The sequence below is a fragment of the Hyunsoonleella sp. J2K-J805 genome (assembly GCF_057167125.1).
Genome location: NZ_CM169901.1, coordinates 317,873 through 333,267 on the forward strand (window position 1 = coordinate 317,873; position 15,395 = coordinate 333,267).

Sequence of the window (15,395 nt, forward strand, 5' to 3'; positions counted from 1 at the left end):
TATTAAATAAACACACCTTTTTCGTTAGTTTTAAGTGTTAGCTTAGTGTCTTCATTTTTAATTTCTATTCTATATTCTTGTTGTAGCGCATCTGCATCGCAATGAAACTTAACAATGTATACATCTTCTTCTATACTGTAATTTGGGTATTTTTCTGCAATAGCTTGTAAAACAGATTGTGGGAGTCTGATATTATTATACTTTTCGTAAGTTTTTATAATCTTTCCATCTTTATTGAAAGATGCTATTATTTTTCCTTCAGGAAGTTTGAAGGTAACTTTATAAATATCATCTTTTAAATCATAGAGTTCAGATAAATCAGAATGATCATAGTCTAATAATGCTTGTTCTAATTTTTGAACATAGTTACAATAGTTTTGAGTATCTACTGAATTGAAGTAATCAGAATTGATTGAAATAATAGTTTCGGGAAGCTCAACTGTTTGTGAATTACTAAAAGCAAAACAGCCTAGTAGAAAAAGGCTAAATAAAAAAGTTTTCATGACTGAGGTTTTATAAATACAGGATCAAAATTAACTATGCATGCATAATAAAAAAATGATAAATGTCATGTTATCAATTATTTAGATTATTTTTGGTAAGTACATTTTGTAACTGATTGATTATCAAATACTATGCGCGCATAATATTTTACTATATTTGATAAAATTTTTTAAATGGCTACAGCATTGACAGATTTACTTCAAATTAAACACCCAATTATTCAAGCACCAATGTTTTTAGTGTCTAACGTTACAATGGTTAAAGCGGCAATGCAGGGTGGAATTGCAGGGTGTATTCCAGCATTAAATTATAGAACTTTGGACGAACTTCGTGTTGCTTTACGAGAATTAAAAACTGCAAAACCTGACGGCGGATCTTTTGGATTTAATCTGATAGTCAATAAATCTAATGTAAAATATAAAGGGCAATTAGAAGTGATTTGCGAAGAAGGTTGCGATTTTATAATAACGTCTTTGGGAAGTCCCGAAGAAACCATAAATCAAGCACATAAAGTTGGTATTAAAGTTTTTTGTGATGTTACTGATTTAAAATTTGCTAAAAAGGTTGAAGGTTTGGGTGCCGATGCAATTATTGCTGTAAATAATGAAGCAGGCGGGCACCGTGGTAATTTGTCTCCTAAAGAATTGATAGAAACATTAACTGCAAATTGTGAAATTCCAGTTATTTCAGCTGGAGGCGTAGGATGTAAGGCAGATATTGATGAAATGCTTAGTTATGGCGCAGCTGGAGTCTCTGTGGGGAGTCCGTTCATTGCTTCAGAAGAAGCGAACGTTACTGATGAATATAAGCAGGCTTGTGTGGATTATGGAGCAGAAGACATAGTAATGACAGAACGTATTTCTGGTACACCATGTACGGTAATAAATACGCCTTACGTTCAAAAAATTGGAACTAAATCCACATGGATTGAAAACCTACTTAATAAGAACAGAAAACTTAAAAAGTGGGTTAAAATGGTTCGTTTTTCAATAGGAATGAATGCTACAAAAAATGCCGCAACAAAAGCAACCTACAAAACAGTATGGGTTGCTGGCCCGAGTATTGAACATACTGATGCTATTTTACCAGTTAAGGACATTATTAAAAAATTGGTAAACTAAAATAATCCAATAATTTCTCCATCTTCATTAATATCTATGTTTTCAGAAGCAGGAATAGCCGGTAACCCAGGCATGCGCATAATATCTCCAGTAATCGGAATTAAAAACCCAGCTCCTGCAGCAATTTCAATTTCTCTCACAGTAATAATAAAATCTTTAGGGCGTCCTAAAAGTTTAGGATTATCAGACAAAGATTTCTGAGTTTTGGCTATGCATACTGGCAGATGCTCCAAGCCTAAATTTGCAATTTTTCTTAAATGTGCTTTAGCTTTAGCTGTATAATCAACATGTTCAGCACCATAAATTTCTGTAGCAATAGTTGCTATTTTTTCAGTAACAGGCGATTTCCAATCGTATAAAGATGTAAAGTTTGAAGTATTACTTTCTACTATATCAATAACTTGTTGTGCCAACTTTATAGCACCTTCACCACCTTTACCCCACACATCAGCTAATGCAATTCTTATACCTTTTGATGCTGCAAAATCTAGGATTAATTTAATTTCATCATCTGTATCTGTAGCAAACTTATTTAAGGCAATAACTGGCGACACCTTAAATTTTTCAATGTTTTCCAGATGCTTTTCTAAATTCGGAATTCCTTTTTCAAGAGCCTCTAAATTAGGCTCAGTAAGTGATTTTAAGTCTGCACCGCCGTGATATTTTAAAGCACGAATAGTTGTGGTTAGCACTACAGCTTTGGGTTTTAATCCAGCACTTTGGCATTTAATGTCAAAGAATTTTTCTGCACCCAAATCAAAACCAAAGCCAGCCTCGGTAACTGTATACTCAGAGTGCGACATTCCCATCAATGTTGCAATAACCGTATTTGTACCTTGAGCAATATTTGCAAAAGGGCCACCATGAATAATGGCTGGGTTTCCTTCTATAGTTTGCACTAAATTAGGTTTTATAGCATCTTTTAAAAGCGCAGTCATAGCGCCTTGGGCTTTTAAATCTCTAGCATAAATGGGTTTCTTATCAAAAGTATAACCAATAAATATTTTTCCTAAACGCTCTTTTAAATCCGTTAGGGTTTCAGCTAAACACAAAATAGCCATAATTTCTGAAGCAGCAGTAATATCAAAACCCGTTTCTCTTGGTACGCCAGACGTTGTGCCACCTAAACCAACAATTACACGTCTTAACGCTCTATCATTCAAATCTACTACACGTTTCCAACTAATCGTTCTAGGATCTATATATAAAGAGTTTGTTTTACTTTGAATATTGTTATCTATAATTGCAGCCAATAAATTATGTGCTTTTTCAATCGCAGCAAAATCTCCTGTAAAATGCAGATTAATGTCTTCCATTGGTAACACTTGGGAATAACCTCCACCAGTAGCACCACCTTTAATACCAAATACGGGACCTAAAGAAGGCTCCCTCAATACCACTGTTGTTTTTTTCTGCAACCGGTTCAGTCCTTCTGATAAACCGATAGACATGGTGGTCTTGCCTTCGCCTGCAGGAGTAGGGGAAATAGCCGAAACCAATATTAAATTACTTTGTTGGGCTTTGGTTTTATCTATACAATATAGAGGTAATTTCGCTTTGTGTTTACCATACATTTCTATAAGATCTTTATCAATCCCAAAGGCTTCAGCAATATCTGTAATGTGTTTTAATGTAACGGTTTTGGCAACTTCAATATCGGTCATACATTAAATATTAAAGGAAAGTTTAGTAATGAATTAAATGTATGAAATTAATAGGATTATGTGACTAAAACCAAAAATAAATTTAGTGCAGATAAACAAAATATTAAGGATACAAAAGGATCAATCCACCATCACCATTTCAAATAGCATATTATTGGGTTGTATATCGTTATGTATCAAAATACAGGTATAGGCATGTTTTGATGTCTCAATAATAACCACTTTAAATACTTTACCAACCGCATGTTGGTATTTAGGCTGAGAAACTTTACTACAAGTAAGTGTAAATTCACAAGTTGATGTCCATTTTATATCATTATGTATCACTAGTCCCGTAGCTTTGTTTGTTTCAATTTGTTTGGATGTAGTTCTTATGATATTCCAGTCAGAATAAGACGCATCCGCATACTTAAATTTTCCTGTTTTAAAATTTAAGCAAGCTTTGTCTTGACTGTAAGTACTTAGTGAGAACATGGAAAATAGTATGAAAACTAGTTTCCTCATAATATTAGAGCATTGGTTACTTAAGTAAATATACGGTTTTTTTAACTTAGTAGGAAAGGTAAGATATTAAAATGTAGATTAAAGCGACAAAAAAAGATGTCTAATTCCTAGAGTTTTAATTATCTATATTATTTTTCGGTTGAGCTACAAGCCAAATTTTTAAATTTTAATATTTATTTGCCCGTCCGGCAGGAGGGTCTGTTTTATTGGAAATCGTCAAATTTAAAAATTTGGCAACTTTCCAAATATGCCTTAACTTCTGTTTAAGCAACTGATCATCAATTATATATACGAATTACTTTGTTGTGGCCAGTACTTTATTCCGCAATTTTGAACTTGTTCTCCCTTTTCAATGAGTAAAACATAATACAAGAAATGATTAAAATAAAAAGTCCAAATATTAACTTGTAGACACTTAAATTCATTTGTAAGTTGGCGAAATCAGATATTTTAATTGAACCTGAACGAGTCATAAAAAGAGAGGTAAAAAAAGTAAATAACTTACTGACTAAAATTACGCTTACTAAAATCGGAATGTTTGTAAATTTTCTTAAATCTAAGCTTGTGTTTTTATATTTCTTGTAACTTATTATCAGTAATATTAAAGTTGAGATGGTAAGTAGTCCAATAGAAATGTAATTCAGGTTTTCACTAAAACCAAACTTATTCGCAATGATTACTGAAAACCCAGTTATTAACTCGGTTAAAGTAATAAAAGCAAGAAAGAACAGTATCCCTTTTAGATATGGTATGATTTTATTTTTAAAATAGAAATCTTTATTAACTTTTCCGAATTCAGTCTTTAAATCTTCTGTCTTTCCAATTCTGTTTTTTGCTATTAATAACGATTCTTTAATGCTCAAACCAAGTAGTTGAAGTTCATTTATTTCATCTCTTAAGTGACTTTCCAATTCGTTTATATTGTCAAGAGTTATTTTCGAGTTTTTCGATAGATCTGATTTCCAGATTTCGATGTTTTTATTTAGGTCAAAGTTGGTTCGATTTTCCATAAGTTAGATATTATTTGATTGATAGTTGCCCAATTTTCTTTTTGTGATACAAGTTCTTTTTTCCCTTTTTTACTAATTGTGTAGTATTTTCTTTTTCTTCCAGATTCGGGAATTTTCCAATAGGATTCAATTAGTTTCTTTTTTTCTAGTTTGTGTAATACAGGATATAAAGTTCCATCTCCATATTCTATTTTTCCATTGGATATTGCTTTTACTTTTTGAATTATTTCATAACCATAAGATTCGTTTTCAGAAAGTATGGATAGGATAATTGGTATTGAAGAAGCTCCAATTAGTTCTTTTGATATTTTTTCCATAAAATATTCTTTTATGAAAACAAATATACATAGAAGTTCGATGTATAAAAATAAAAATCGGAATTTTTTTCTCGTATGTCTTGTCCTGAAATATGGCTACAGGTTAATAATTGATTTACGCTGTTAATTTGTATACCATATTTGGTGTTTTATAGTCTAAAGATAAATGTAATCTTATTTCATTGTACAGATTTATAGCATTTTTTGTGGCTCTCTTTGCGTGTTGTAGGCTATCAAAGGTGTGGTCGAGATAAAACTCGTCTTTTAAGATGCCATTTACACGTTCTGCCATTGCATTTTCGTAGCAGTGATTTTCTTCTGTCATACTAATACCGATGTTGTTTCTCTTTAAAATTTGTGTGTAAACATTGCTGCAATATTGTATTCCTCTATCGGAATGATGAACAAGTTGTTTAATATTTTTAGCTTGATACAAGGCCTTGTTCAAAGCTCTCACACAACCTTTAAGCTCTAGGCTATTGCTGATATCATAACCTACTATTTTACGGCTGTGCATATCTGTAATTAGCGCTAGATAACAAAATCCCTTTATGGTTCTGATGTAAGTGATATCACTTACCCAGATTTGGTTTGGTCTAGTTATTTCGACATCTTTAATGATGTTCTTATACTTGTAGAACCTGTGCAAAGAGTTCGTTGTTCTTGAGCTGTATTTCTTTCTAAGTGTAAGCATGTTGTGTTTTCTAAGAATGTTGAACAAGGTGTCCCTGCCTATTTTCAAATTGGCATTTGTAAACTCTTCATCTAGTGATTTGGTAAGTTTCCTGACACCTTCTCTAGGAAGGGATCTGCGTCTGTTCTTTACTATAGCCACAACCTTTTTCTCTATCTCTAAACGCCTGTCTTCTCTACGTTTGTATTTGTAGTATGCATCACGTTTAAGTCCAAAACAAGCAGCTATAGTAGTTAGAGAGACAAATCCCTTTGACTTTTCTCTAGCTTTGATTAAGGCTTGATACTTAGCTTTTTTTTTAGTTCTAGAACTGATTTATATCCAAGTTGTTCTGCAGCTACTTCGAGATAAGAGTCATCTATAAGAGCGTCCATATCCTTTTTCAAAAGAAGTTTTTTAAGCTGTTCAATCTCTTTTTGAAGCTGCTTGATGCGAGTTATTTCGTCTTTGGTCTTCACGGTTACTCTGGTGTTCATTAGGTCTTTACGATTATACTTCTTTATCCATTCGTTAATGGTGGTTGGTGCAATACCGTAAGCTTTACCTAGTTGATACTTGTTTAGTTTTCCGGTTGTAAGTTCGTCTAAAATTTTCAGTTTAAAAGGTTCTGAATACCGTCTGATCACTTTGTCATTTTTGTACATAATGTTTGAAATTATGTAGCCTTTATTCAGGACGGGTCAGTATTGCACACAACGGTCTCGTATAAGAATAGTTGCGGGTTTGCGTGCGAGGAATTTCCGAAGGAAATTCAGACGTAGCAAATACGCAACGCCCTTTGATTAAACACTAAACCGCAATTGTTTTTATACATTGTGCCTGTTGCACAACGCCTTGTTAAATATACAGAAATTTCGTATATTAACATATGCAAGGCAACAAGATTTATCAAGAAAAACTGTTCAACACTTTCCAGTTGAGCAGTCGGATTCCCAAAGACAATTTTTACCGCAGATTATCGGGTATTTTAGATTTAGATTTTCTCCGCAAAGCGACTGAGATTTATTATGGTAGATGTGGACAAAAGAGTTTGGACCCGGTGGTGTTTTTTAAACTGTGTTTGGTAGGCTATTTAGAGAACATTATCAGCGACCACAAGCTAGTTTCTCATTGTAGTATGCGATTAGATATCCTATACTTTTTAGGCTATGATATCGATGAAGAACTACCTTGGCACTCGACTATAAGTAGAACCCGCCAACTTTATCCAGCATCGGTTTTTGAGCATCTCTTTGCACATGTTTTTAAGCTTTGTGTTTCAGGCGGTATGGTCAGCGGTCATACGCAGGTTATAGATTCTGCCCCTGTAAAGGCCAATGCTTCCATGGACAGTCTGGAGCTGAAAGTACCGGAAGAAGATTTGGCCTCCCACTTACTGCAGGTGCGCCACATTAGTCATAGAGATAAAGAAGCTGTCATCAGGCGCTCCAAGACCAACAAGGCAGCCCAATCACAACAAACACTATCAGCCAGTTCATCAGAGCTACAGGCGCTACGCAGTAGAAACAAAAAATGGTCCACCGAACAGAACCATCGTCCAGGATCGGGCAGTAAAGGGAGTCGTTACACGAGTAACAAAACGCATTACAGCCCTACCGACCCCGATGCGAGAATCAGTGTAAAACCAGGCAAAGCAAGAAAGCTAAATTACCAAAGCCAACTTACTGTAGATACGGCACACCATGTTATAAGCGATATTAAGGCGTACCATGCAGACGGTAAGGACAGTCAGCAATTATCGGACATTGTCATTAGGGTTCAAAGGCGTTTATGGCAATCTGGCTTGAAGATGGATACCTGTGTAGCCGATACGGGCTATAGTAGCGGCGAGAACTATGCGTTTTTGGAACGCCAAAATATTGAGAGTTACATTCCGCCACATGGCACATATAAAGGTGGTCCTGATGATTTTGTTTATAACGAACAAGAAGACTGTTATATCTGTCCACAAGGAAAAATAATTCCATTTACCAAGGTATTTTATGAGAAGAAGAATAGCACAAAAAAGAAGGAATACCGAGCGTCAAAGAAGGTTTGCATAGACTGCCCCCTGCGCAGTGCGTGCTTAGGAAAATCGGCACAAGAGAAGAAGTTCACCATTACCTATTACCGACCGGAATACGAGCGTAACATAGCCCGGGTGAACAGTAAAAAAGGGCGTTATATGAAAGGCAAGCGGCAAAGCACGGTAGAGCCTGTTTTTGGAACGCTCACTCAGTTTTTAGGCATGCGAAAAGTAAATACTTTAGGATTAGAACAGGCCAACAAATGCATGCACCTATCAGCAGTAGCATATAATTTAAAGAAATATTTAAAATATATTAAAACCAGCCCCAAAAGTATAGCAGGAGTTGTAGGTGTTTTAGTAAGTAGTATAAATCGCCAAATAAGACGCTATATTATTGGTTTTAAGCAACCCGTATTTTAGATAAAAATCAGAACGCGCAAAATCAAAACAGGCTTTAAATCAGTGGCTTATAAATTATTCGGAGTTTTGTTAGGGGGTTGTGCAACGGTTACCATTGTTGCCCACAGTTTTTTATTTTCAGTTCTTTTTTTCCAAGTAATCGATTAGTTTCATTAAGGTTTTTTCATTGGCTGGAATGAAATAATTCATTAATGACAAGTATTTCGGATTATTTTTATATCCAATTCCGAATGATTTAATATTGGTGTGTCCATTTTCTAACTCGTCAAAATAAATAACATTGAAAAAATCCTTGGCATCATCTTTCATAAATTCAGGGAAATTATCGGTTATTTCCGCTTGTAAAGTCAGAAGTCTTTTTGGTACGTAATTTATGATGTGAGTAACAATTGTAGTGCTATCTCCAATTTTACCTTGTTCGTTATAATTCGTTTTTATATATCCACCAACTTTCAGGTCAACCTCCGCAAGTGGTACAGCCCAATTTTCCCAACCTTTTTTTGTAGTGTAAGCATTCCAAATAGAATCTATTGGTGCTTTTATAGTTAGTTCTTGGATTAGAACTAATTCAGGTGTTTTTGTTGAATCAATTTTCGATACAACTCTTTTCTCTTGTCCGAAAGTAATTGAGGTCAGAAAGACTGAAAAGAGAAGGATTAGTATTTTTTTCATTTGACTATATTTTTCATTATCTCGTTTTCTCAAATTGTGGGCAACGTTTATGTATAAGGAAAGTTGCGTGTTTGTGTGCGAGGATTTTCCGAAGGAAAATCAGAAGCTAGCAAACGAGCAACTAACTTTGGTTTAGCTAAAACTAGCAATTTTTTTTATACGGTGTTGTGCAACGTATTTTATTTGTTTACTCTTTTCCTTTTTACGTATTTTCCAATGAAAACAATTCCTGATGCTTGAATCAAAGTGTTTAAAAAGAGTAAAATCAGATTATTGATTTTCCAAAATTCAGTATTGTTCTGCAACAGTGGGAATCCGTCTTTAAATTGTCCGATTGGAAATCCGACAACGCTATTTATAATTCCATTAAATTCAACCTGTTTATCATTCACGTTGTCTCCCATTGACAGGATACCTAAAACAACAGTCAATATTGATAATCCAATCAAGATGAAAATCATCATTAGTAATACTTGGTAAATTGTTTTTCTTTGACTTTTCAAAATTTATCGTTCGATATTCAGTTCAGATATGTTGCACAACGGAATTGTGTATGGTTAGTTGCGTGGTTAAGCACCTAATTTAGCAAATAAATCACAGATAGAATATTCCGCAGGAATGTTCGTAAGTCGGCAGTGACCAAGCAATTAATTATACACGGTGTTAGCCTGCGTTTTTTCTTTTTCTACCCAAAAAACAGCACTATATGGTAATACAGTAACTTTATCTAGGTGTTTTGTTGATGATTCAAATTCTTGTCTAAATTCAACACCGATGCTGTCACAAGCCTTTGTTACTAATTCAAAATATCCTTTTGGTAAAACGGTATTTTCTTTTAGATTATAACTATAAGTATGCTCCTTATCTGCTTTGTAGACGTATACTTCTCCTCCTATAAACTCATATTCATTTATTTTATCAGTTACGTCTATTCTGTTATAACCTTTTTCACGTATGTCAAATTGAGCTAATTCTTCTGGTGTGATGAAGAACAATACACAATTTATCTTTTCGTTATCTGATTCTATTATATTCAATGCTATAGTATTATGTATTTGAATGGTATCTTTATCTCGTGCATAGAATAAATCTTTTTCAGGATTTTTTACTGATCTAGAGGCATTCCAAGACCTTTGGTAGCCTTCAAGATGAACGAGATAAACAGAATCTTGATAGGTTCTCTTTAGGGTTCTTTCCATACTTTTTTTTGACATTAAAGAGCCATAACCTACCATTCCAATTTTACCTTTTTCAATATTGATAATTTGTTTTTCTAAATTTTTATTACATCCAAACAAAACTGTTATGAGTATTAATAGAACGTATGCTTGATTTAATTTCATTTTTTTATGTGTTGGTTTTAATGCAGGCTAACGGTCTCGGCTATGAGTAGTTGCGTGGTTTTGCACTTAACTTTGCAAGTACACACCAAACTGAAAATCCGCGAGGATTTTCAGAAGTAGGCGAGAACAAGCAATTACTTATAGCCATTGTTGTGCATAGTTTTTATTGTTCTTTTGAAGGTCTGAATTTTGGAATAATCAAAAAGATACTACCTATTATAAAAAGAAGCGACTTTAAATAGAAAGTCCATTTTAGCTGTCCAACTAAACTCTCTTTTTCAATTTTTAATCCATTCCAATATTTCCAATTTTTATTTATAGTTTCAAAGTCAACAGAACTTCTTACTTGACTATTATTGAACTCGCTATGAGAATATACATCTGCGATAATCATATATAAATCGTCAACTTTTTCGTGAAGTTGATATTTATCCACCTCATTAGATAATTCAGTCAAGTTTACTTCGAGGAATTGCCAACCAAAAGAAACAAGAATTAAAATTAAGCCCCAACCTTCAAGTTTTTTGTTTGTCATATCTACATAAATTTGTTCAGCAAAATTGCTATTATGGTTGTTAAAATAATACCTGAAACAAAAATCACATAATCTCTAGTAGCACTTCTTTTATTTCCTTTGTTTAAAATTTCTTCGAAATGCTTTAATGATTCAACTGGAACTTTTTCCATTGTAGAGATTTTCTCTTTTAAATCATTCTCTCTAGTTTCTAAATCTGACAAAGTAGTTTCTAGTTTTTCTATCGTTTGTTGTTTTTCTTTACTGATTTTTGAAATTTCTTCAATTACTCCATCAATTTCTTCGGTTGCATTTTTGAGAGTGTCTAAAGATTCAGATAACCTCTCTTTGAAAGGTTTGTTTTTATCTTTATTGAAAATGAAAATTTGTTCAAGAAACTTTGACCATTTGCTTTCTGGATTTTCTAGATAATATTTTTCAGCTTTTGGATAAATTATTTTGTCTAACAAAGGGCGAAAAACTCCAAAGAGTAATCCGATAACTGCTGAAACTAAAGCTCCTATTATTTCAAATCCCATATTTTCTCAAATTATGCACAACGGTAAAGTGTATGATTTCGTTGCGTGTTTAAGCCTTAAAGTTAGCAAATAATCACGGATAGAAAATTTCGCCGGAATTTTCGTAAGTAAACCTTTACTAGCAATGAATTATACACAGTGTTGGGCGTAGTTTTTTATTCGGTTATTCTTTTTTTCAAGTCCATTCGTTCGTGCAAAATTCTCGTAATCTCAATTGGCTTGACCTTAAACTTTCTATAAAATATAACGTGTCGATTTGCTTTAAGTCCAAACAGTTCAGATTTTATTCCGTCGTAGTTTTTTCCTAATTCTGGATTGTCAGCTATGTCTTGGCAAATATCGAGTAACATGTCATAATATCTGTCAGCTTGATTTTCAGACCAATTTTCTAGTGTATATTCCCATATTCCATTCAAGTCCACAACAGCCTTGTTGGTCAATTCATATTTAGCCATTCTTTTTGCGTTTGGCTTTTAATTCCTCAAGATTTTTTTTCGGGTCGAAATCGTGGGCAATTCCGCTATCAATTCCTTCTTGAATAGCATTCCGCAATGCAATTACTTTGCTTTCTTCGTTTTCCAAAAGGCGAAGTCCAGCTCTGATTACCTCACTCACATTTTTGTATCGTCCAGCAGAAACTTGTGTTTGTACAAACTGGTCAAAATAATTCCCTAATGATATAGATGTGTTTTTCATTCCGTTTTGATTTATTCAAATATACCAAATTTTGGTAAATATTCAAATTTCGGATACGGCTCTTAAATTACGCCCAACGGTTAGTGTATGATTTCGTTGCGTGTTTAAGCACTAAAGTTAGCAAATAAATCACAGATAGAAAGTCCGCGAGGACTTTCGTAAGTAGGCTATTACCAGCAATGAATTATACACATTGTTAGCAGCTGCCTTTTTTCTATTCCGCTAACATTATTTCGTTAAAATTTAGTTCAAATTCTTTTTCTAAAAACTCTATCGTTTTCGGCTGTCCTTGCAACGAAGCCTTGATTAATTGTGATGAAAAAAGTCCGCTTTTAGATTTCCATTTCGCATTTTTTCTGTCAACACTTTTTATCCACTCTATTTGTACTGGAAATTCCGAATTTTCATTATCACAATTATTGTAATATCCAAGAGCGTTTAACTCCAATGTGTTCAATAATTTTCCTCCGATTTTAAAATCATTTACACGTACTGCTTGTTTTTTCACACGTCCAAAATTTTCCTCCGATTTTAAAATCATTTACACGTACTGCTTGTTTTTTCACACGTCCAATTCCGACATAGCCAAATCCTTTCAAGTAAGCAGCAATAATATCTCCTTTCACTAAGGTTCGGATTGGGTCACTATACTTTCTGTGTTGTCCAGCTGTTAGAAAACCATATTTTCTACAATCTACCCAATTCCTATGTTTTCCCTCTCCAACATTTACATAGTATAATCCGTTTTTAAAGTCGAAATGAGCTAAATTTAAGTGCAAAGTGTCGTGAGGTCGAAACTTTTCGGCAAAATGACCAGACGATTGATTGGTCAGATTTTTTCCTAATTTCCAGATTAAGGTTTTTTCTATGAGGAAAGCCTCTCTTTCTGTCAGCTCTTTTGCAATTACTTTTATTATAGGACTTAAACCGGCTTTAAAAATTGCTTTTATTCGTTTTGATTTTTCAGAATCTGAATTGTCTTTCAGATGTGCGTCCTTTCTATTCCCTTTTCCTTTTCCATAATAGAATTCCTCAAAATTTCTTGGGTCAATATAAACGTAAACGTAATATTCGGCTGTATTTTCTTTCAATCGATAAGGTTTCTTTAGGTTGCTGCTAACGGTCTGGTGTATGGCTCGTTGCGTGTAAATTAGCGATTATTTTTCGGTTGAGCACAAGCCAGATTTTTAAATTTTACTATTTATTTTTCTTATTGGAAATCGTCAAATTTAAAAATTTGGCGACTTTCCAAATATGCCTTAATTTCGGTCAAGCAACTGACCAGCAATGAGCTATACACGTTGTTGTAAACTGGCTTTATCCCAAAGGTTTTATGTTTTCTTCAAATCTTTTTATCGCTGTATCCTTATTCAAATGGTTGGGAAATCCGTTTAATATTTTTTCATACTCCTTTATCCCGATTGCTTTTACTATGTATGCTTCGTGGACAAAATTCAAATAATAAATCAGTTCCCCTAAACTTGTATGGAAACTTTTAAAATCAATATCAGCATTTATAAAACTTTCAATATCTCTGTAATTAGCCTTAATCCTCAATCTGTATAGCAAATTAAAAACTGAAGTTGTTGGAATTGTTGTGTATATAATATCCCAATGTTCTTTTTTAAATGACTTTCTAAATTCTCCTTTGGCTGTTTTAAATCTGCGGTCTTTTTGTTTTTCAAAGCGCTTTCTTTTGTCCTCAGCATTTTTCTTTCTTGTTGTCTTTAAAAATGTTGCTAATTGTAACTCTGCATCTTCTAAACAATCTATTTTACTTAAAACACTATTATCTTTTGGAAATCCTTTAAAGTTGGGTAATCCATAATATTTAAATTCATCTTTCAATCCAGTAGTGTAAAAACTAATTGCTCTTGGATAATGTTTGTCTTTAACAGAATTACCAAAAAGTTTTATTGATTTTTCGTGTTGTTCGTTAGCTGTTCCCTGTGTTTCGTGAAATGCTGTCATTGATAAATAAACAGAGTAATAAGCTTGTGGGAAATTCCAATGTAAAGAAAATTTATAATAATCGTTGTTATCTATTTTTTCTCCAATTCGATAGGCATATTCGGTACTCCAAGAGTTCCAAAGTAACTTTCTCACTTGTTGGATATCAAAATCTCCATTTTTAATTCTAATATCGTTGTAATATGGGATTTTTTTTAGGTCAAATCTATCTCCGTCACAATTTATGCAGTAAACAATTGAGAAAAAATGATTGAAGAATACTTTAGATGGAATAGATTTAGCTTGTTCAGCTCGCATTTTCAATATTCTTTCTCTCAGTCCTGTCAATCCCATAGGTTGGTTTAGCTTGTTTACAACGGTCTAGTGTATGATTTCGTTGCGTGTTTAAACACTAAAGTTAGCAAATAAACCACAGATAGAAAGTCCGTGAGGATTTTCGTAAGTAGGCGAGTACTAGCAATGAATTATACACGGTGTTGGCGTGTCGTTTTTTATTATTCGGTTGTTTCGTATTCTTTTAAAGTTTTTCCACTTTTCAATTTCCATTCCTTAAGTCCATTTGCATTTCTTCCCATTAGAATTGCAGCAGCAGTTGATGGACTTGAAAACTCATAGTCTTTATCAAATACAAGTCCATTTTCCGATTTTTTTATTGTTTGGTTTTCAATTAATCTTTTTCTAATGTTAATCAATGATTTCTGCATTGAATCAGTTGTACTTGTTGCTACTTCACTATTCTTGAAAACTATAAATCCTTTTGAACTTGGGATTCCAAATCCGTTTGCTCCTCTTGCAGCTTTAATATAGAAAGTATTCGTTTTTTTCGTCTTATTTGCTTCTGCACTTACTAGTGTTTCAAAAACTCTATGACCTAAAGTATTTGTAAGTAATTTTATGTTTTCAATAAATTCCTCCATTTCAGCAATTTCAGATTCCGATATTGATGACTTTGCAGGAACTGTATTGTTCTCTAATTCGTAATGATTAACTTTTTTAGTTATTTCGTATAAACGACTTTCTAAATATTTGATATGTGCTTTATTTAGATTTTCGTCTTTACTTATGAATAGAATTACTTCAGACCAGAATTCTTTTTGAGCAACGTGTTGTTTTAGTCTGTCGATTATCGTTTCAGCTTCTCCAATGTAGACTAGTCCTTTTCCGTCCTCGTTTTCTCCGAATAATAGATAAATTCCAGGACTTTGTAAATCTTCTCGGGAATAAGATTCTTTAATCATTATTCTTGGGATTTTATACGCTTTTCCTGTCCAATTAGAAAGCTCACAAGTCATTCTTCCATTAGGTTCTCCATCGATAAGAAACAACTTAATTGTCTTTCCAAATTTTTTCATATAGTTCTGTTTTTAAATGCACGCCAACGGTCTCGGCTATGAGTAGTTGCGTGGGTTAGCACTAAA

The 15,395-nt window shown here is 33.4% G+C and carries 20 protein-coding genes; 2 read left to right on the forward strand and 18 right to left on the reverse strand.

Annotated elements, in window-relative coordinates:
• Positions 1-2: 2 nt before the first annotated feature.
• Positions 3-503 (reverse strand): nicotinate-nucleotide adenylyltransferase, encoded by a 501-nt coding sequence (locus AC1B0Z_RS01340; protein WP_483793742.1) that lies wholly within the window; start codon positions 501-503, stop codon positions 3-5.
• Positions 504-677: 174 nt separating this feature from the next.
• Between AC1B0Z_RS01340 and AC1B0Z_RS01345 the strand changes: the two genes are divergently transcribed.
• A complete protein-coding gene (locus AC1B0Z_RS01345; protein WP_483793743.1) occupies positions 678-1,625 on the forward strand; it encodes an NAD(P)H-dependent flavin oxidoreductase in 948 nt (315 codons plus the stop codon).
• On the opposite strand, the gene AC1B0Z_RS01350 is transcribed toward AC1B0Z_RS01345, so the two are convergent.
• The 6 genes from AC1B0Z_RS01350 to AC1B0Z_RS01375 all read right to left on the reverse strand — a co-directional run bounded on the left by AC1B0Z_RS01350 (position 1,622) and on the right by AC1B0Z_RS01375 (position 6,458).
• Positions 1,622-3,289, reverse strand: coding sequence for a formate--tetrahydrofolate ligase (locus AC1B0Z_RS01350; RefSeq protein WP_483793744.1), 1,668 nt, complete (start codon positions 3,287-3,289; stop codon positions 1,622-1,624). The genes AC1B0Z_RS01345 and AC1B0Z_RS01350 overlap by 4 nt on opposite strands.
• 120 nt (positions 3,290-3,409) lie before the next feature.
• Entirely contained in the window at positions 3,410-3,793 is a 384-nt protein-coding gene (locus AC1B0Z_RS01355; RefSeq protein WP_483793745.1) for a hypothetical protein, read from the reverse strand.
• A 317-nt stretch (positions 3,794-4,110) separates the two neighbouring features.
• Complete coding sequence (locus tag AC1B0Z_RS01360; protein ID WP_483793746.1) at positions 4,111-4,803, reverse strand: hypothetical protein; 693 nt, start codon at positions 4,801-4,803, stop codon at positions 4,111-4,113.
• Complete coding sequence (locus AC1B0Z_RS01365) at positions 4,776-5,120, reverse strand: PadR family transcriptional regulator (RefSeq protein WP_483793748.1); 345 nt, start codon at positions 5,118-5,120, stop codon at positions 4,776-4,778. Before AC1B0Z_RS01365 ends, AC1B0Z_RS01360 begins: the two co-directional genes overlap by 28 nt.
• Positions 5,121-5,235: 115 nt before the next feature.
• Positions 5,236-6,129: an IS3 family transposase gene (locus AC1B0Z_RS01370; protein WP_483795225.1), complete on the reverse strand. Its 894-nt coding sequence runs from the start codon at positions 6,127-6,129 to the stop codon at positions 5,236-5,238.
• Positions 6,087-6,458, reverse strand: a complete 372-nt coding sequence (locus tag AC1B0Z_RS01375; protein WP_483792995.1) for a transposase — start codon at positions 6,456-6,458, stop codon at positions 6,087-6,089. The genes AC1B0Z_RS01370 and AC1B0Z_RS01375 overlap by 43 nt, the downstream gene beginning before the upstream one ends.
• 224 nt (positions 6,459-6,682) lie before the next feature.
• Between AC1B0Z_RS01375 and AC1B0Z_RS01380 the strand changes: the two genes are divergently transcribed.
• Positions 6,683-8,242, forward strand: a complete 1,560-nt coding sequence (locus AC1B0Z_RS01380) for an IS1182 family transposase (protein WP_483793750.1) — start codon at positions 6,683-6,685, stop codon at positions 8,240-8,242.
• A gap of 117 nt (positions 8,243-8,359) precedes the next feature.
• On the opposite strand, the gene AC1B0Z_RS01385 is transcribed toward AC1B0Z_RS01380, so the two are convergent.
• The 11 genes from AC1B0Z_RS01385 to AC1B0Z_RS01435 all read right to left on the reverse strand — a co-directional run bounded on the left by AC1B0Z_RS01385 (position 8,360) and on the right by AC1B0Z_RS01435 (position 15,329).
• A complete protein-coding gene (locus AC1B0Z_RS01385; protein WP_483793751.1) occupies positions 8,360-8,914 on the reverse strand; it encodes an SRPBCC family protein in 555 nt (184 codons plus the stop codon).
• A gap of 179 nt (positions 8,915-9,093) precedes the next feature.
• Positions 9,094-9,417: a hypothetical protein gene (locus AC1B0Z_RS01390; RefSeq protein ID WP_483793753.1), complete on the reverse strand. Its 324-nt coding sequence runs from the start codon at positions 9,415-9,417 to the stop codon at positions 9,094-9,096.
• Positions 9,418-9,561: 144 nt separating this feature from the next.
• Positions 9,562-10,257, reverse strand: coding sequence for a gamma-glutamylcyclotransferase family protein (locus AC1B0Z_RS01395; RefSeq protein WP_483793755.1), 696 nt, complete (start codon positions 10,255-10,257; stop codon positions 9,562-9,564).
• 163 nt (positions 10,258-10,420) lie between these two features.
• Positions 10,421-10,792 (reverse strand): hypothetical protein, encoded by a 372-nt coding sequence (locus tag AC1B0Z_RS01400; protein WP_483792096.1) that lies wholly within the window; start codon positions 10,790-10,792, stop codon positions 10,421-10,423.
• A gap of 2 nt (positions 10,793-10,794) precedes the next feature.
• The gene (locus tag AC1B0Z_RS01405) at positions 10,795-11,310 is read right to left on the reverse strand and encodes a hypothetical protein (protein WP_483792098.1); all 516 of its coding nucleotides are present in this window, start codon (positions 11,308-11,310) and stop codon (positions 10,795-10,797) included.
• Positions 11,311-11,465: 155 nt separating this feature from the next.
• Complete coding sequence (locus AC1B0Z_RS01410) at positions 11,466-11,765, reverse strand: type II toxin-antitoxin system RelE/ParE family toxin (protein WP_483793757.1); 300 nt, start codon at positions 11,763-11,765, stop codon at positions 11,466-11,468.
• Complete coding sequence (locus AC1B0Z_RS01415) at positions 11,758-12,006, reverse strand: type II toxin-antitoxin system ParD family antitoxin (protein ID WP_055413791.1); 249 nt, start codon at positions 12,004-12,006, stop codon at positions 11,758-11,760. Before AC1B0Z_RS01415 ends, AC1B0Z_RS01410 begins: the two co-directional genes overlap by 8 nt.
• 214 nt (positions 12,007-12,220) lie before the next feature.
• Positions 12,221-12,514 (reverse strand): hypothetical protein, encoded by a 294-nt coding sequence (locus AC1B0Z_RS01420; protein WP_483793759.1) that lies wholly within the window; start codon positions 12,512-12,514, stop codon positions 12,221-12,223.
• Complete coding sequence (locus AC1B0Z_RS01425) at positions 12,486-13,097, reverse strand: LEM-3-like GIY-YIG domain-containing protein (protein WP_483793760.1); 612 nt, start codon at positions 13,095-13,097, stop codon at positions 12,486-12,488. The genes AC1B0Z_RS01420 and AC1B0Z_RS01425 overlap by 29 nt, the downstream gene beginning before the upstream one ends.
• A gap of 226 nt (positions 13,098-13,323) precedes the next feature.
• Positions 13,324-14,310: a hypothetical protein gene (locus AC1B0Z_RS01430; RefSeq protein WP_483793762.1), complete on the reverse strand. Its 987-nt coding sequence runs from the start codon at positions 14,308-14,310 to the stop codon at positions 13,324-13,326.
• 161 nt (positions 14,311-14,471) lie between these two features.
• Complete coding sequence (locus tag AC1B0Z_RS01435; RefSeq protein ID WP_483793764.1) at positions 14,472-15,329, reverse strand: GIY-YIG nuclease family protein; 858 nt, start codon at positions 15,327-15,329, stop codon at positions 14,472-14,474.
• Positions 15,330-15,395: the final 66 nt, after the last annotated feature.